This is a genomic window from Pseudonocardia sp., assembly GCF_050246655.1.
Taxonomy (GTDB): Bacteria; Actinomycetota; Actinomycetes; order Mycobacteriales; family Pseudonocardiaceae; genus Pseudonocardia.
In genome coordinates, this window is sequence record NZ_JBFWVQ010000003.1 from 46,939 (window position 1) to 64,198 (window position 17,260).

13 protein-coding genes are annotated in these 17,260 nt (G+C 74.5%); 9 read left to right on the forward strand and 4 right to left on the reverse strand.

Annotated elements, in window-relative coordinates; genetic code table 11:
* Positions 1-101: 101 nt before the first annotated feature.
* Positions 102-692 carry a hypothetical protein gene (locus tag AB7J25_RS01730; RefSeq protein ID WP_428504234.1) on the reverse strand — a complete coding sequence of 197 codons (591 nt, stop codon included), beginning with the start codon at positions 690-692 and terminating at the stop codon, positions 102-104.
* Between the two features lie 179 nt (positions 693-871).
* Here AB7J25_RS01730 and AB7J25_RS01735 point away from each other — a divergent pair, with 179 nt between their 5' ends.
* The 8 genes from AB7J25_RS01735 to AB7J25_RS01770 all read left to right on the forward strand — a co-directional run bounded on the left by AB7J25_RS01735 (position 872) and on the right by AB7J25_RS01770 (position 9,594).
* The gene (locus tag AB7J25_RS01735) at positions 872-1,810 is read left to right on the forward strand and encodes a LysR family transcriptional regulator (RefSeq protein ID WP_428504236.1); all 939 of its coding nucleotides are present in this window, start codon (positions 872-874) and stop codon (positions 1,808-1,810) included.
* Between the two features lie 70 nt (positions 1,811-1,880).
* Positions 1,881-2,357 (forward strand): formate dehydrogenase subunit gamma, encoded by a 477-nt coding sequence (locus AB7J25_RS01740; protein ID WP_428504238.1) that lies wholly within the window; start codon positions 1,881-1,883, stop codon positions 2,355-2,357.
* Between the two features lie 8 nt (positions 2,358-2,365).
* Entirely contained in the window at positions 2,366-3,895 is a 1,530-nt protein-coding gene (locus AB7J25_RS01745; RefSeq protein WP_428504240.1) for a formate dehydrogenase beta subunit, read from the forward strand.
* Positions 3,892-6,714 (forward strand): formate dehydrogenase subunit alpha, encoded by a 2,823-nt coding sequence (fdhF, locus tag AB7J25_RS01750; protein ID WP_428504242.1) that lies wholly within the window; start codon positions 3,892-3,894, stop codon positions 6,712-6,714. The genes AB7J25_RS01745 and fdhF overlap by 4 nt, the downstream gene beginning before the upstream one ends.
* Positions 6,715-6,728: 14 nt before the next feature.
* The gene (locus tag AB7J25_RS01755; RefSeq protein ID WP_428504244.1) at positions 6,729-6,944 is read left to right on the forward strand and encodes a formate dehydrogenase subunit delta; all 216 of its coding nucleotides are present in this window, start codon (positions 6,729-6,731) and stop codon (positions 6,942-6,944) included.
* Positions 6,941-8,116, forward strand: coding sequence for a molybdopterin molybdotransferase MoeA (locus AB7J25_RS01760; protein ID WP_428504246.1), 1,176 nt, complete (start codon positions 6,941-6,943; stop codon positions 8,114-8,116). Before AB7J25_RS01755 ends, AB7J25_RS01760 begins: the two co-directional genes overlap by 4 nt.
* Positions 8,104-8,925, forward strand: coding sequence for a formate dehydrogenase accessory sulfurtransferase FdhD (fdhD, locus tag AB7J25_RS01765; RefSeq protein WP_428504247.1), 822 nt, complete (start codon positions 8,104-8,106; stop codon positions 8,923-8,925). Before AB7J25_RS01760 ends, fdhD begins: the two co-directional genes overlap by 13 nt.
* 117 nt (positions 8,926-9,042) lie before the next feature.
* Positions 9,043-9,594, forward strand: coding sequence for a Dps family protein (locus tag AB7J25_RS01770; protein ID WP_428504248.1), 552 nt, complete (start codon positions 9,043-9,045; stop codon positions 9,592-9,594).
* Between the two features lie 201 nt (positions 9,595-9,795).
* Here the strand turns inward: AB7J25_RS01770 and cydD are convergent, their stop codons facing one another.
* From cydD to AB7J25_RS01785, 3 genes are read right to left on the reverse strand one after another with little or no spacing between them, the layout of a single operon-like run.
* Positions 9,796-13,629: a thiol reductant ABC exporter subunit CydD gene (gene cydD / locus AB7J25_RS01775; RefSeq protein WP_428504250.1), complete on the reverse strand. Its 3,834-nt coding sequence runs from the start codon at positions 13,627-13,629 to the stop codon at positions 9,796-9,798.
* Complete coding sequence (gene cydB / locus AB7J25_RS01780; protein WP_428504252.1) at positions 13,626-14,642, reverse strand: cytochrome d ubiquinol oxidase subunit II; 1,017 nt, start codon at positions 14,640-14,642, stop codon at positions 13,626-13,628. The genes cydD and cydB overlap by 4 nt, the downstream gene beginning before the upstream one ends.
* A 12-nt stretch (positions 14,643-14,654) precedes the next feature.
* Positions 14,655-16,046, reverse strand: a complete 1,392-nt coding sequence (locus AB7J25_RS01785; protein WP_428504254.1) for a cytochrome ubiquinol oxidase subunit I — start codon at positions 16,044-16,046, stop codon at positions 14,655-14,657.
* A gap of 233 nt (positions 16,047-16,279) precedes the next feature.
* Here AB7J25_RS01785 and AB7J25_RS01790 point away from each other — a divergent pair, with 233 nt between their 5' ends.
* Positions 16,280-17,158, forward strand: a complete 879-nt coding sequence (locus AB7J25_RS01790) for a universal stress protein (protein ID WP_428504256.1) — start codon at positions 16,280-16,282, stop codon at positions 17,156-17,158.
* Positions 17,159-17,260: the final 102 nt, after the last annotated feature.

Here is a 17,260-nt window from a genome sequence, read left to right on the forward strand (position 1 = left end):
GGGAAGGTCGGCGCGCGCGTGCGCGGGAGGTCAGGGGGGTGGCGTGCCGGCGGGACGGCCGACGCGGGCCGTCCGGACGTGCTCCCGGCGGGGGAGCGGGATCAGGCAGGAAGCGGCGGGCCGCGCAGCGCCGCGCACCCGCGTCCGGAGCGCTGGTGCGCCCGGAACGCCGGTCGGACGGCCGGGATCGCGGCTGGCGCGGAGGCTGTGCTCCCGGGGCCTGCGAGGCGTTCCAGGCACCGGGCGACGGCGGCCGCGACGCGTCCGACGCCCGCCCACAGCCGGCGTTCCGCCGGCCGCAGCAGCGTCGCGGCGAGCAGGCCCGCCACGACGTGCAGGGCGAACATCAGGTCGTGGGGCAGGAGCGCGGCACCGTCCGGCGCGGCCAGGCCCGAGGCTGCGGCGTGCACGACGAGCTGCGTGCCCACCTGCTGGCCGGCAAGCCACAGCCAGCCGCGCTCGCGCCCCGCGAAGGCGGCGGTCACCGCGACGGCCGCCAGCAGCGTGGCGATCGCGGCGGGAGCCGAGACGGCGCCGCCGGCGAGGACGTGGCCGGTCAGACCGCAGCCGACGGCGAGGCTCGCCGCGACGCTCGCGCGCAGCGTCCGCGGAGGCCTGGCGCGCAGGGCCCACGGGTGACCCGGGAGGGGAAGCGACGCGGCAGTGTGGCCGCGTCCCCGCGTCGGGGTCACCGGTGGTCAGCCTGTGGCGGTGTGACGGCGTGGGGTGAGCGGGCGGGGCGTCCCGTCGACATCCACGGGCCCTCCTCACCTCGGCGAGTGACTGCTACGTGACGGTAGGTGATCCGTCGACCACTCTCAATACGGTGGCGGGGTAGGCGGGCGATGCCGCGCTGTTCGGGGCCGCACGCGTGCGGTATGCCGATGCGGTGCTGCTCAACCAGCTCGAGTACCTCACCGCTCTCGCCCGCGAGCGTCACTTCGGCCGGGCCGCGGCGGCGTGCCACGTCTCCCAGCCGGCTCTGTCGTCGGCGATCCGCAAGCTGGAGCAGGACCTGCGCGTGCAGGTGGTGCGCCGGGGTAGGCGGTTCGGCGGGTTCACCCCGGAGGGGGAGGTCGTGCTGGCCTGGGCGCAGCGCATCCTGCAGGACCGCGACAGCCTGCGCCACGAGCTCGACCGGATGGCGGGCGGGCTCGCGGGCAACCTGCAGATCGGCGCGATCCCGTCGGCGCTCATGGTCTCGTCGCTGCTCACCGGGCCGTTCAGCGCACGGCACCCGGGCGTGCGGATCGGGCTCGAGTCGCTGTCGTCGCGGGCGATCGTGCGGCGGCTCGCGGAGTTCGACCTGGACGTCGGCATGACCTACGTGGACGGCGAGCCGCTCGGCCCGGTGCGGACGGTGCCGCTCTACGTCGAGCGCTACCTGCTGCTCGCTCCCGAGGGGATGGCCGCCGCGACGCGCGACGAGATCGGGTGGGCGGAGCTGGCCGAGATCCCGCTGTGCCTGCTGTCGCCGGTCATGCAGAACCGCCGCATCCTGGACCGGAACGCAGCCGTCGCGGGCGTCGTGCTCGCCCCGTCGGTGGAGGCGGACGCGGTGTCGGTCCTCTACTCGCACGTGGCCACCGGCCGGTTCGCGACGGTCGTGGCGCACGCCTGGCTGCACCTGTTCGGCGTGCCGGAGGGGATGCGGGTGGTGCCGATGGCCGAGCCCGCACACAGCCATACGATCGGGTTGGTGCTGCCCGACCGGCAGCCGGGGTCGTTGCTCGCCAGAGCCTTCGTGGACGTGGTCGCCGGGGTGGACCTGCGGGGTGCGCTGGACGTCCTCCTGGCCCGCCACGTGTGATAGACGGCACCTATCAGGCGATGCAAGATGCCCGTTTGACCAGGTCGGACGGGGTGGGCACAGTGGACGAATGACCGAGCGCGACGACGCGCCGCCACGTCCCGATCGCGTCCGTGCGATCGCCGAGGCGCGCCACCGGGAGCGCGGGCCGCTCATGCCCGTGCTGCATGCGGTGCAGGACGAACTGGGGTACATCGACGAGGCCGACGTGGCGGTGATCGCGGACGTGCTCAACCTGGCGGTGGCCGAGGTGCACGGCGTCGTCACCTTCTACAAGGACTTCCGCCGTGCTCCCGCGGGCCGCACGGTGGTGCGGATCTGCCGGGCCGAGGCGTGCCAGGCCGTGGGGGCTGAGGCGCTCGCCGCGCACGCGAAGGCCGGTCTGGGCCTGGAGTTCGGGCAGACGGCACCCGACGGTTCGGTCACCCTGGACGAGGTGTTCTGCCTGGGCAACTGCGCGCTCGGCCCGTCGGTGCAGGTGGACGGCACGCTGCACGGGCGGGTCGGGGACGCGCGGTTCGATGCGTTGATCGGCGGCGTGCGATGAGGGTGTACGTGCCGTGCGACTCCGCTGCGCGGTCGGTCGGCGCCGACGAGGTGGCCGAGCGGATCGCCGCGGTCGGCGGGGACGTCGAGGTGGTCCGCACCGGTTCCCGTGGGCTCCTGTGGCTGGAGCCGCTCGTCGAGGTGGAGACGGCCGCGGGCCGCGTCGGGTACGGGCCCGTCGCCGTCGAGGACGTGGACGGCCTGGTGGCGGCCGGGATGCTCACCGGCGAGGCGATCGACACGGTGGGGCTCGGCCTCGTCGAGGAGCTGCCCTGGCTGCGCCGCCAGCAGCGGTTGACGTTCGCGCGGGTCGGCGTCGTCGATCCGCGGTCGGCCGACGACTACCAGGCGCACGGCGGGATGGCGGGCCTGCGGGCCGCGCTGGCGCTCGACCCGGCCGAGGTGGTCGAGGCCGTGATCGGGTCGGGCCTGCGCGGCCGGGGCGGTGCGGGGTTCCCGGCCGGCATCAAGTGGCGGACGGTCGCGGGCGCGGAGGCGGACGTGAAGTTCGTCTGCTGCAACGCCGACGAGGGCGACTCCGGCACGTTCGCCGACCGCATGCTGATGGAGGGCGACCCGTTCACGCTGCTGGAGGGCATGGCGATCGCCGCCCACGCGGTCGGCGCGGTCGAGGGCTTCGTCTACCTCCGCTCCGAGTACCCGGACGCGATCGCCACGCTCACCGCCGCGATCGAGACCGCGCGGGAGCGTGGCTGGCTGGGCAAGCGGATCCTCGACTCGGACCTGTGCTTCGACGTGGAGGTGCGGGTCGGCGCCGGCGCCTACATCTGCGGCGAGGAGACCTCCATGCTGGAGAGCCTGGAGGGCAAGCGGGGGCAGGTGCGGCCCAAGCCGCCGATCCCCGCGCTGGAAGGCCTGTTCGGCCGCCCCACCGTGGTGAACAACGTGCTCACGCTCGCCGCGGTGCCGTGGATCCTGGAGCACGGCGGCCAGGCCTACGCCGACCTCGGCACCGGCCGCAGCCGCGGCACGAGCGTCTTCCAGCTCGCCGGGAACATCGCCCGCGGCGGGATCGTCGAGACCGCGTTCGGGATCACGCTCGGCGAGCTGGTCGAGGACTTCGGCGGGGGCACCCGGTCCGGGCGCCCGGTGCGCGCGGTGCAGGTCGGCGGCCCGCTGGGGGCCTACCTGCCCGTCGGGCAGTTCGACCTGCCCATGGACTACGAGGCGTTCGCCCGGGCCGGCGCGATGGTCGGGCACGGCGGCGTCGTCGTGTTCGACGACACCGTCGACATGGCCGCCATGGCGAGGTTCGCGATGGAGTTCTGCGCCGAGGAGTCCTGCGGCAAGTGCACCCCGTGCCGCGTCGGTGCGGTGCGCGGCGTCGAGACGATCGACCGGATCCGCGCCGGCGTGGAGCGCGGCCGCAACCTCGTGCTGCTCGACGACCTGTGCGACCTGATGACCGACGGCTCGCTGTGTGCGATGGGCGGGCTCACCCCGATGCCGGTGCGCAGTGCGCTGCGGCACTTCCCCGAGGACTTCGGCGCTGATCGCAGCGAGGAGGCGAAGGCATGAGCCTGCTGAAGGAACCCGATTTCGGCACCCCTGCCCGCGAGGGCGCGATCGTGGAGGTGACGATCGACGGCACCGCGGTGGCCGTCCCGGCAGGGACGTCCGTGCTGCGCGCGGCCAAGCACGCCGGGATCGACATCCCCAAGCTGTGCGCCACGGACTCGCTGGAGGCGTTCGGCTCGTGCCGGCTGTGCATCGTCGAGATCGACGGCGCCAAGGGCGTGCCCGCCTCGTGTACCACGCCCGTCGCGGACGGGATGGTGGTGCGCACGCAGACCGAGAAGGTCGCGAAGCTGCGCCGCGGGGTCATGGAGCTCTACATCTCCGATCACCCGCTGGACTGCCTCACCTGTTCGGCCAACGGCGACTGCGAGCTGCAGGACATGGCGGGCGTGACGGGGCTGCGGGAGGTCCGCTACGGCTCGGGGGTGGACGCGGGGGCGAACCACATGGACGCGCCGACGGACACGTCCAACCCGTACTTCACGTTCGAGGCGTCCAAGTGCATCGTCTGCTCGCGCTGCGTGCGGGCCTGCGACGAGGTGCAGGGCACCATCGCGCTGACGATCGAGGGCCGCGGGTTCGGCTCGAAGGTCGCCGCGGGCGCCGGGGTGTCGTTCTTCGAGTCCGACTGCGTGTCCTGCGGGGCGTGCGTGCAGGCGTGCCCGACGGCGACGCTGCAGGAGAACACCGTCATCGAGCTGGGGATGCCCACCCGCAGCGTCGTCACCACCTGTGCGTACTGCGGGGTGGGCTGCTCGTTCAAGGCCGAGCTGCGCGGGGACGAGCTGGTGCGGATGGTCCCCTACAAGGACGGTGGGGCGAACGAGGGCCACAGCTGCGTCAAGGGGCGGTTCGCGTTCGGCTACGCCAGCCACCCGGACCGCGTGCTGGAACCGATGGTGCGCGACTCCATCGCCGACGACTGGCGCACCGTCTCCTGGGAGGAGGCGATCTCGTTCACCGCGCGGCGGCTGCGCGAGATCCAGGCCGAGCACGGCGCGGGCGCGATCGGCGCGATCACCTCGTCGCGGTGCACGAACGAGGAGGTCTACGTCGTCCAGAAGATGGTGCGGGCGGCGTTCGGCAACAACAACGTCGACACCTGCGCCCGGGTCTGCCACTCGCCGACCGGCTACGGGCTCAAGCAGACCTTCGGCACCTCCGCGGGCACGCAGGACTTCAAGTCCGTGGACCAGGCCGACGTGATCATGGTGATCGGGGCGAACCCGACCGACGGGCACCCCGTGTTCGCCTCCCGGATGAAGCGGCGGCTGCGGCAGGGCGCCAAGCTGATCGTCGTCGATCCGCGCCGGATCGACCTCGTCCGCACCCCGCACATCGAGGCGACACACCACCTCCAGCTCGCGCCCGGCACGAACGTCGCGGTGGTCAACGCGCTGGCGCACGTCGCCGTCACCGAGGGGCTCGCGGACCTGGAGTTCATGGCGGAGCGCTGCGAGGGCGTGCAGGAGTGGACGGCGTTCATCTCCCGGCCTGAGCACTCCCCGGAGGCCGTCGCGGACATCACCGGGGTGCCGGCGGAGGAGCTGCGGGCCGCCGCCCGGCTCTACGCCGGGTCCCGCAACGCCGCCATCTACTACGGCCTGGGCGTCACCGAGCACAGCCAGGGCTCCACGATGGTCATGGGTATGGCCAACCTCGCGATGGCCACCGGCAACATCGGCCGCGACGGCGTCGGCGTGAACCCGCTGCGCGGGCAGAACAACGTCCAGGGCTCCTGCGACATGGGCTCGTTCCCGCACGAGCTGCCCGGCTACCGCCACGTCTCCGACGACGGCGTGCGCGCCATCTACGACGAGCTGTGGGGCGTCGAGGTGCTCGACGAGCCGGGGCTGCGGATCCCGAACATGTTCGACTCCGCGATCGACGGCACCTTCCGGGCGCTGTTCGTGCAGGGCGAGGACATCGCGCAGTCCGACCCCAACACCCACCACGTCCAGGCCGCGCTCGCCGCGCTGGACCTGCTCGTCGTGCAGGACCTGTTCGTCAACGAGACGGCGAAGTTCGCCCACGTACTGCTGCCCGGTACGTCGTTCCTGGAGAAGGACGGTACGTTCACCAACGCCGAGCGGCGCATCAACCGCGTCCGCCCGGTGATGGCGCCGCGCACGGGCAAGCAGGAGTGGGAGATCGTCTGCGAGATCGCCCAGGCCATGGGCTACCCGATGCACTACGACTCGGCCGCAGAGATCATGGACGAGATCGCGCTCACCACGCCCACGTTCGCGGGGGTGTCGTTCGCGCACCTGGACCGCGTCGGCTCGGTGCAGTGGCCCTGCAACGACGCCGCACCCGAGGGCACGCCGATCATGCACGTGGGCGGGTTCGTCCGGGGCAAGGGCAAGCTGGTCCAGACCGTCTACGTGCCCACGAAGGAGCGCTCCACGCGGAAGTTCCCGCTCATCCTCACCACGGGACGGATCCTGTCGCAGTACAACGTGGGCGCGCAGACCCGCCGCACCGCGAACGTCGCCTGGCATCCTGAGGACGTGTTGGAGCTGCACCCGCACGACGCCGAGGTGCGCGGGATCGTGGACGGCGACATCGTCACCCTCGCCAGCCGGGTCGGCGTGACCTCGCTGCACGCGGTGATCTCGGACCGGATGCCCGTCGGGGTCTGCTACACGACGTTCCACCACCCGGTCACGGGTGCGAACGTGGTCACCACCGAGCACTCGGACTGGGCCACGAACTGCCCGGAGTACAAGGTGACGGCCGTGCAGGTGGCACTCGCCACCGAGGCGTCGACGCCACGGCAGCGGGCGGGTGAGCGGCCGGTGCCGGTCGCGGGCCAGTGAGCGACGATGGAGTCATGACCGCTGACGTGGAGGTGCCGCCGTACGTGCGGCTGGTCAACGACATCGCCCTGCAGTTCGGGCACCTGCCACCCGACGCGGGTGCCGCGGCGGTCGCCGCACACCTGCAGACGTTCTGGGATCCGCGGATGCGGACCGCGCTTGTCAGGCACGCCGCCGAGGGCGGCGCCGGGCTGGACCCGCTCGCGGCACGCGCGGCCGGATTGCTGTGACGCCCGGGGGGATCGCCTGGGACGAGGCGCGGCTCGTCGCGCACCGGTCGGCCCGCCGGGGCGCGGTCCGCAGCGTGCCGCTGCCGCAGGCCCTCGGCGCGGTGCTCGCCGCGCCGCTGGTGTCGCAGGTGTCGCTCCCACCCGCCGCGTGCTCGGCGATGGACGGCTTCGCCGTGTCCGGGCCGGGCCCGTGGGCGCTGCTGGCGGCGGGGCCGCTGCGGCCGGGCGAGGCCGTGCCCGTCGTCACCGGCGCGCCCGTCCCGGCGGGGACGACGACCGTGCTCCCCGTCGAGGACGCGACCGTCGACGGCGTCGCGGTGGACGGCGCCCCGGACGCGGCGGTCGCCGGTGCCACTCTTCACGGGCGGGTCGAGCCCGGCCGCCACATCCGGCCCGCGGGGGAGGAGTGCACCGCGGGGGACGTCGTGCTGCCCGCGGGAGGCCGTGCCACGCCTGCCGTTCTCGGGCTCGCCGCAGCGCTCGGCTACGACGCGATCCTCGTCCACCGCCCGCCCGCCGTCGCGGCCCTCGTCACCGGCGACGAGCTCGCCGAGACGGGCCTGCCCGCACCCGGGCGCACCCGGGACGCGATCGGGCCGATGCTGCCCGGTCTCGTCGCCGCCGCCGGGGGCCGCCTCATCGGCGCCGCCCGGGTCCCGGACCGGTCCGACGCGTTCCGCGACGCCCTCGCCACGAACCCCGCCGACCTCGTCCTGCTCTCCGGCGCGTCCGGCAAGGGGCCCGCGGACCACCTCCGGTCCGTCCTGCACGACCTCGGCGCCGAGCTGCTCGTGGACGGCGTCGCGTGCCGCCCCGGGCACCCCCAGACCCTCGCCCGCCTGCCCGGCGGCCGACTTCTCGTCGGCCTGCCGGGAAATCCGTTCGCCGCGCTCACCGCCTTCCTCACCCTCGCCGTGCCCGCCGTCGCCGGCTTCTGCGGGGCCCCGCTCCCGGAGCTGCAGAAGGCCCCCGCGCGCGGCTTCGCCCCCCACGACCACAGCCACCGCGTCGTCCCGGCCCGGCTCGTGGACGGCGTCGCGGAACCGCTCGACCACCGCGGGCCCGCCATGCTCCGCGGGGTCGCGGCCGCGGACTGCCTGGCGGTCGTCGATCCCGGCACCGCGGGCGCGGTCCGGCTGATGGGCCCCGGAGGCACCCCGTGGGCAGGCTGACCGCGCGCCGCCCGGTCGTCCGTATCGGTCCGGGCGTGCGCGCGTCGCGTCCGGACGCGCTGGCCGTCGAGGAGCCCCTGGAGCTGCGCGTCGGCGGGCGCGCGCTCGCCGTCACGATGCGCACGCCGGGCCACGACGTCGAGCTCGCGCACGGGTTCCTGCTCACCGAGGGCGTCATCGGCAGCCCGGCGGACGTCCGCGACGCCCGCTACTGCGACTCCCGTGACGACAGCGGGATGCACACCTACAACGTCCTCGACGTCGGCCTCGCCCCCGGGATCGAACCCCCGGTCGTCGGCGTCGAGCGGAACTTCTACACGACGTCGTCGTGCGGTGTCTGCGGCAAGGCCTCGCTGGACGCGGTGCGGCTCAAGACCCGCTTCCCGCCCGCGGACGATCCGGTGCGCGTGCCGGCCGAGGTGCTCGCGGCCCTGCCGGACGCACTGCGCGCGCAGCAGCGGGTGTTCGACCGCACCGGCGGTCTGCACGCCGCCGGGCTCTTCACCGCCTCCGGGGAACCGGTCGTGGTGCGGGAGGACGTCGGGCGGCACAACGCCGTCGACAAGGTGCTCGGCCGGGTGCTGCTCGACGGCGGGATCCCGGCCCGCGGGAGCGTCCTGATGGTGTCGGGGCGCGCGTCGTTCGAGCTGGTGCAGAAGGCCGTGATGGCCGGGGTGCCGCTGCTCGGCGCGGTGTCCGCCCCCTCGTCGCTGGCCGTCGAGCTGGCCGACGACGCCGGTATGACGCTCGTCGGCTTCATCCGTGGGGACTCGATGAACGTCTACACCCGCCCGGAGCGCGTCGCCTGACGTTGCGTGCGCCACGCCGCGGTTTCCGGCCCGGCCGCACCGGGTACCTTTCTGACAGCCGACGGCGCCCACCCGGCGACCGTCATCCGTGCCCGACGTCGAGCGAGAGGACATCTGATGGCGACCATGAGTTTCACCGTCCCCGGCATGACCACCGAGGACGCCACCGACGTCGTGACCGTGCTCCAGAACCGCCTGCACGCCCTCAACGACCTGCAGCTCACGCTGAAGCACGTCCACTGGAACGTCGTGGGCCCGCACTTCATCGCGGTACACACGATGCTCGACCCCCAGGTCGACAGCGTGCGCACCATGGTCGACGACACCGCGGAGCGGATCGCGACCCTCGGCGGCGCCCCGGACGGGACGCCGGGAGCGATCGTCCGCGAGCGCACCTGGGACGACTACTCGGTCCACCGCGCCGACGCGATCGCCCACCTTGGCGCCCTGGACCTGGTCTACGCGGGCGTCATCGCCGACCACCGGGCGGCGATCGAGCGCACCGAGAAGACCGACCCGATCACCCAGGACATGCTGATCGCGCAGGCGGGCGAGCTCGAGCAGTTCCAGTGGTTCGTGCGCGCCCACCTCGAGAGCGGGGACGGCAGGCTGCGCACCGCGGGTGCGCACACCGAGGCGGAGGCGGCGAAGGCGGGCGCCGGGTCGTAACCCCCACCCGGCCCCGCCCAGCCCCACCCCGGCCGCACCCGGCCCCCACCCCGGCCGCACCCGGCCCCCACCCTGCGCGAACGGCCCATATGGGAAGACCTATTTCCCGTATGGGCCGTTCGCTCGCCCAACCGGGGTGGCGGGGGCAGTAGCGGGGTGGGGCGGCAACGGTGGTGGGGTGGCAGCGGCGGACGGGGCGGGTCAGCGCGGTACGGGCTCCCGCGTGGCAGCCGGCGCGCCGAGCCGTAGCTCCGGCAGGCCCGGGGTCTGCTCCGGGCGGTGCGTGACCAGCAGCGCCGTCCGGCCCTCGGTGGTGGCCAGCAGCTCGGCGGCCAGCGCGTCGCCGGTGGCGGAGTCGAGATGCGCGGTGGGCTCGTCCAGCAGCAGGACGGGCCGGTCCGCGAGCAGCGCGCGGGCGACCCCGAGCCGCTGGCGCTCGCCCCCCGAGACTGCGCCGCCGTGCATCCCGATCGGGGTGTCGAGCCCCTCGGGCAGGCTCGCGTGCCACTCGCCGAGCCGCGCGCGGTGCAGGACGTCGACCAGCTCGGCGTCGGACGCGTCGGGCCGGGCCAGCCGGAGGTTCTCCCGCAAGGTCGAGTCGAACAGGTGCGTCCAGGGCCCGCACCAGGCGATGCCGGCGCGCAGCTCGTCCCCGGTGAGGTCGCGGGCGTCGTGGCCGTCGGCCAGCACCACCCCGGCCGAAGGGTCCAGGCTGCGCATCAGCGCCGCCACCACGGTCGACTTGCCCGAACCGGACGGCCCGGTGAGCGCGAGCCGGGTGCCGCGGTGCAGGTCGAGGTCGACGTCGCGGACGGCGTCGGCGGCCGCCCCCGGCCAGCGGACGGCGAGATCCTCGGTCGCGAGCTCGGTCGGCGGGGCGATCCCGGCCGGCGCCGCGGGTTCGGTGACGGCGGGTTCGCGGCGTTCGAGCGCGCGCAGGCGGCGCGCGGCGGGCAGGGCCGTGAGCAGCCGCACCGCGGCGTCCGGGAGGGTCGCGACGACGTCCGCCAGCGCGAGCGGGGTCAGCGCGAGCACCACGAGCGCCGGGCCGCTGATCGTCCCCGCGCGCAGCGCGGCGATCCCGGCAGCGGTCGCGCCGAGCACGGCGAGGCCCACGCCGGCGACGGCGATCCCCGCTCCCAGGCCACGGGCGGTGGCGGCGCGGCGCAGCAGCGCCCCGAGCCGGGCGTCGGCGAAGCCCAGCTCCTCGCGGTGGCGCGTCGCGGCGCCGAACACGACGAGGTCCGCGGCACCGTCGAGCAGCGCCACCGTGCGGCCGACGACGTCACCGCGCGCGGCGGCCGTCTCCCGCTCGGTGCGGTGTGCCGCCCAGGCCGTGACGGCGGGCGCCACGACGGCGGCGATCAGTGTCCCGGCCGCGACGGCCAGCCCGGCCGCCGGAAGGACGAGGGTCAGCGCGGCAGCCGTGCCCAGCCCGACGAGGCCCGCGGCCGCGGCGGGAAGGAGGCTGCGCAGCAGCAGGTCCTGCTGGGTGTCGACGTCGCCGACCAGCCGGGCGAGCAGGTCCCCGCGGCGCATCCGAGCGGTGTCGGCGGGCCCGAGGCGGACGAGCGCGGTCCAGATCCGCTCGCGCAGCACCGCACCGGCGCGCAGGGCGGCGTCGTGCGCGACGAGCCGCTCCGCATAGCGCAGCACGCCGCGGGAGAGCCCGAACGTGCGCACCGCGACGATCGCGACCATCAGCGTGAGCACGGGCGGGTGCAGCGCGGCGGTCGCGATCAGCCAGGCCGAGGTACCCGCGAGCGCGACCCCGCTGCCCAGGGCGGCCGCGCCGAGGAGCGCCGCGAGGAGCAGCCGCCCCCGCTGCGCCCGCGCGGTGCCGAGCGACCAGCGCAGGGCCGCCCAGGCGGTGTCCGACCCGGCGGGGGCAGCCTCCGCCGTTCCCCCGCCTCGCAGGGTCTGGATGCCCCTCGCAGGGCCTGCAGCCTCTGCGAGGTCCGCCGTTTCCCCACCTCGCAGGGCATGGAGACGCTTCGCAGGGGCTGCGGCGCCTGCGAAGCGTGTGTGATCCCTGCGAGGCAGCGGGATGGCAGCGGGATGGGCCGGATCGGCGGGATCGGCGGTCGTGCGCGCGGCGGCTGCGGGGGGCGCCCCGGGGTCGAGCGGGGCGGAATCGGCGACCGCGGCCGATGCCCCGGGTCCGGGGCCCGCTGCTGCCCCGGGTCCGGCGTCGGCGGTGGCTGTCCCGGGTCCGGCGTCAGTGGCGGTTGCCCCGGGTCCGGCGTCCGCTGCTGCCCCGGGTCCGGCCGCCGCGGCTGCTGCCGTGCGTCCGGCGTCGGCGGCGGGCGTTGCGGGCACCGGCCCCGGCAGCGTCACGACCCGGTCGCACGCGGCGAGCGGCGTCGCCCGGTGGCTCACCACGAGCACCGTTCGTCCCGCCGCGATCTGCGGCAGTGCACAGGCGATAGCCGCCTCGGTGGCGGCGTCGACGCCCTCGGTGGGCTCGTCGAGCAGCAGGAGCGGCCGGTCGGCGAGGACGGCGCGGGCCAGCGCGACGCGGCGGCGCTGCCCCGTCGAGAGCCCGGCCCCGTCCTCGCCGACGCGCGTGTCGAGGTCGACGTCGAGCGCGGCTGCCGCGCCGGCCGCCGCCACCTCCTCGTCCGAGGCCGACGGCAGGGCGAGCCGGATGTTGGCGGCCACCGTCCCGGCGACGAGGACGGGTCGCTGCGGCACCCAGGCGACCCGGCGCAGCCAGGCGGCGCGGTCGATCACGGCGAGATCGACGCCGCCGACGGTGATGCGGCCCTCGTCGGGGGCGCGCAGGTCCAGGAGCAGGTCCACCAGCGTCGACTTGCCTGCCCCGCTCGGGCCGCGCAGGCCCACGACCTCGCCGGGCTGCAGGGTCATGCTGAACCCGTCGAGGATCGGGCCCGACCGGCCCCGCACGCCGACCGCCTCGACCCGCACCGGCACGCGCGACGGGTCCGGGGCGGGGGTGCGCCGGTAGCCGCGGGTCTGGCGGTCGGGCAGCTCCAGCACGGCGAAGCACTCCGCGGCCGCGGCGAGGCCCTCGGCGGAGTCGTGGAAGCGGGCGCCGACGGCGCGCAGCGGCAGGTAGACCTCGGGGGCGAGGATCAGCACGAGCAGCGCGGTGGCGAGGTCCATCCGGCCCTCGACGAGCCGCAGCCCGACGGAGACGGCGACGAGCGCGACGGACAGCGTCGCGAGCAGCTCCAGGGCGAGCGCGGAGAGGAACGCGACGCGCAGCGTGCGCATGGTGGTCCGGCGGTAGGCGTCGGCGAGCTCGCGCATTCGCCCGCTCTGGCGGCGGGCCCGGCCGAACGCGACGAGGACGTCCAGGCCTGCGACGAGGTCGAGGAAGTGGTGCCCCAGCGTGGCGAGCGCGCGCCACTGCCGCGACGTCGCGCGCTCGGTGTGCAGCCCGATGAGGATCATGAAGATCGGGATCAGCGGCACGGTGAGCCCGATGATCAGCGCGGACCAGCCGTCGGCGAGCAGGATCCAGCCGCCGATCGTGAGGGGCACGACGGCGGCGACGAGCAGGGTGGGCAGGTAGCGGCCGAAGTAGCCGTCGAGCCCGTCGAGCCCGCGGGTGGCGAGGTTCGCGAGCTCCCCGCCGGGTGGCAGGTCGGGGTGGCGGGGCCCGAGGCGCAGCACGTGGGTGACCAGCGCCGCGCGCAGCTGGCGCACGACGTCCGCGGCCGCCCGGTGGGCGGCGACCTCGCCCGCCCAGGAGAGCCCGGCCCTGGCGAGCACGACGACGGCGAGGCCGGCGAGCAGCCAGCCGAGGCCGGTCACCGCGGCCGTGCCGTCGACGAGGCCGCCCGCGCCGCCGACCGTGCCGTCGACCGTGCCGCCCGGCGGATCGGGCACGCCCCCGCCGCCCCCGCCGTCCGCGACCCAGCCGTGGAAGACCGTGTCCAGCAACCGCGCGAGCAGCTCGGCCTGCACGATCAGCAGCACCGCCGCGGCGACCGCAACGCCCGCGGCCAGCGCGACGTAGCGTCGCGCGGCCGCGGCGTGGCGCAGCAGCCTCGGGTCGAGGGGCTTCATCGCAGCGGCAGCCCGGCGGCCGCGGGGATGTCGGTCGGCCGGATGCGGCGGCGGAACACCCAGAACGTCCAGCTCTGGTAGATCAGCACGATCGGGGTGAACACGACCGCCACCCACGTCATGATCATGAGCGTGTACGGCGTGGACGCCGCGTTGACGACGGTCAGGCTGTTCGCCGGGTCCGTGGTCGACGGCAGGACGTCGGGGTAGAGCGAGCCGAAGAGCGTGACCGACACGGCGAGGATCGCGACGGCCGTCCCGATGAACGCCCAACCCTCACGCCCGCCCGCGTTCGCGACCAGCGCCGCGACGAGGCCCGCCGCGGCCAGCACGACGAAGATCCAGGTCCACGGGGCGCCGTAGGCGAGCTGGGTCCAGATCAGGAACACCGCCCCCACGACGACGGCGGCCAGCCCGATCCGCGAGGCCAGCCTGTTGGCGCGGTCGCGGACGTCGCCCTCGGTCTTCAGGGCGAGGAACACCGCGCCGTGCAGGGCGAAGACGAGCAGCGTCGCGAGGCCCCCGAGCAGCGCGTACGGGTTGAGCAGCGTGAAGAGGTTGCCGGTGAACTCGTGGTCGGCGTCGAGCGGCACGCCGGCGACGATGTTGGCCAGCGCCACCCCCCACAGCAGCGCCGGGACCGTCGAGCCGAAGACGATGGCGCGGTCCCACATGCGCCGCCATCCCGGGTCGTCGATCTTGCCGCGGTACTCGAACGCGACGCCCCGCACGATCAGCGCGACCAGGATGATCAGCAGCGCGAGGTAGAACCCGGAGAACAGGCTCGCGTACCACTCGGGGAACGCCGCGAACGTCGCACCGCCCGCGACGAGCAGCCACACCTCGTTGCCGTCCCAGACCGGGCCGATGGTGTTGATGGCGACCCGGCGGTCGTTGTCGGTGCGGCCGACGAACGGCAGCAGCATCCCGACGCCGAAGTCGAAGCCCTCCAGGACGAGGTAGCCGGTCCAGAGGACGGCGATGAGCACGAACCAGAGATCGGTGAGTTCCATGGTGGGTGCCTCTCAGTACGCGACGGCGAGCGGCGCGGGCTCGTCGGTGTCCTCGTCGGGCGGAGCGATCTCGGGTGGGCCCGCCTTCGCGTAGCGGACCATCAGCACGGCCTCGACGACCGCGAGCGCGCCGTAGAGCAGCGTGAGCACGATCAGCGAGGTGAGCACGTACCCGCTGCCGACCGAGGGTGAGACGCCGTCCGCGGTGCGCAGCGTCCCGAAGACGACCCAGGGCTGGCGGCCCATCTCGGTGAAGATCCAGCCGAAGCTGTTGGCCGCGAACGGGGTCACGAGGGCGAACAGGGCGGCCGCGTAGAACCACCGGGGGACGCCCCGGGAGCGGCGCCGGGTGTACCACAGCCCGAGCACGGACACGAGGCCCGCGAGCACGCCGAAGCCGATCATGAGGCGGAAGGTCCAGTACGTAACCGGGATGTTCGGGGTGTAGTCACCGGGCCCGAACCGCGCTTCCGACGCCGCCTGGACGTCGTTGATGCCCTCGACCTCGCCGTCGAAGGACCCGGTCGCCATGAACGAGAGCAGCCCCGGGATCCGGACCGAGAACAGTTCCTCCGAGCCGTCCAGGCTGCCGATCGTGAACAGGGAGAACGACGCGGGTGCGGACGTGGTGTAGAGGGCCTCGGCGGCGGCCATCTTCATCGGCTGCTGCTCGGTCATGATCCGGGCCTGGATGTCGCCGCTGACGACGACGCCGATGCTCGCGATGAGCACCGTCAGCAGGCCCAGGCGCATCGACGGCCGGAACACGTCGGTGTCGTTGCCCCGGGCGAGGTGCCAGGCGCTGATCGCGACCAGGAACATCCCGCCGGTGACGAAGGCCGCGGTCATCGTGTGCGCGAACGCGGCGACGGCGGTGTTGTTGGTGAGCACCGCGCCGAAGTCGACCAGCTCCGCGCGGCCCCGCGCGTCGTTGATGACGAAGCCGACCGGGTGCTGCATCCACGAGTTCGCGGCGAGGATGAAGTACGCCGAGAGCATCGTGCCGATCGCGGCCAGCCAGATGCAGGCGAGGTGCACGCGCTGGGGCAGCCGGCCCCAGCCGAAGATCCACAGCCCGAGGAACGTTGACTCCAGGAAGAACGCGAGCAGTCCCTCGACGGCCAGCGGCGCGCCGAAGATGTCGCCGACGAAGCGGCTGTAGTCGCTCCAGTTCATCCCGAACTGGAACTCCTGGACGATGCCGGTGACCACGCCGAGCGCGAAGTTGATCAGCAGCAGCTTGCCCCAGAACTTGGTCGCCCGCAGGTACCGTTCCTGACCGGTGCGCACCCATGCCGTCTGGATGCCCGCCACCAGCAGCGACAGCCCGATCGTCAGCGGGACGAACAGGAAGTGGTAGACCGTGGTGATCGCGAACTGCCACCTGGCCAGGTCGAGGTTCATCGTCGGGGCTCCACACCGCCGGCGCGCTCGTCCGGCTCCACGGCGGATGATCCCTCCGTCCACCACCCGATGGGAGGGCCGAGCGGCCCAGTCCTGCCCTGCGGATACCGGCGATGATCGGGTCCAACGTCCCGGGCCGGGTGGGCCGGCCACCCGTTGCGCCATCCGGGACCTGCGTGGACGGTGGAGGTAGGCGAACGCCGGCCGGGGAGGTCGGTCGAGGGAGGGCAACCGTGAACGCGCGCACCGTCGTCGTCGGCATCGACGGCTCCGATCAGGCCCTGGACGCGGCCCGCTGGGCGGCCGGGGAAGCCGTGCGGCGCCGCGCCGCGCTGCGGCTGGTCGTCGCCGTGGACTGGCCGCGCGGCGGCCACATGGGCGACATCGGCATCAACTATCAGGCGGTCTTCGTCGACACCGCCCGCGACCAGGTCGCGGCCGCTGGCGCTGTGGCCCGCGAGGCGGTCCCCGGCGTCGAGACCGAGGAGCAGGTCGTGATCGGCTTCCCGGTTCCGGTGCTGCGCTCGGAGTCGCGCCGCGCGGAGCTGGTCGTGCTCGCGAGCCGCGGCCTGGGCGGCGTGACGGGCCTGCTCATCGGCTCGACGGCGGTGGGCCTCGCGTCGCAGGCCGCGTGCCCGATCGTCGTCGTGCGCGGTCCGGAGGACGGCGAGGTGCCCGGCCTCGCGGCCGACGACGCCCGCCCGGTGGTCGTGGGGATCGACGGCTCGCCGCTGTCGGAGGCGGCCACCGCGTTCGCCTTCGACGCCGCTGCGGCCCGCCACACCGGTCTGGTGGCCGTGCACGCCTGGTCGGACGGCCTGGTCGACCCCACGCTGGCGCCGCTCATCGACTGGACGGAGCTGGAGTCCGAGGAGTCCGAGGTGCTCGCCGAGCGCCTCGCGGGGTGGTCGGCGCGCTACCCCGACGTCCCGGTCGAGCGGGTGGTGCGCCGGGACCGTCCCGCGCACGCGCTGCTGGAGCAGGCCGAGAAGGCGCAGCTCGTCGTGGTCGGGTCGCGGGGCCGCGGCTCGGTGGCGGGGCTCTTCCTCGGGTCGGTCGGGCACACGATGCTGCACCGTGCGCCGTGCCCGGTGGCGATCGTCCGGCGCTGAGTCCGGCGCCGCGGCCGGCCCCGACCGGCCGCGGGCCGGCGCCGATGATCACCACGGCAGGTGCGGAGCGCTCGTATCCGGACGCCCTGCACCTGCCGTGGT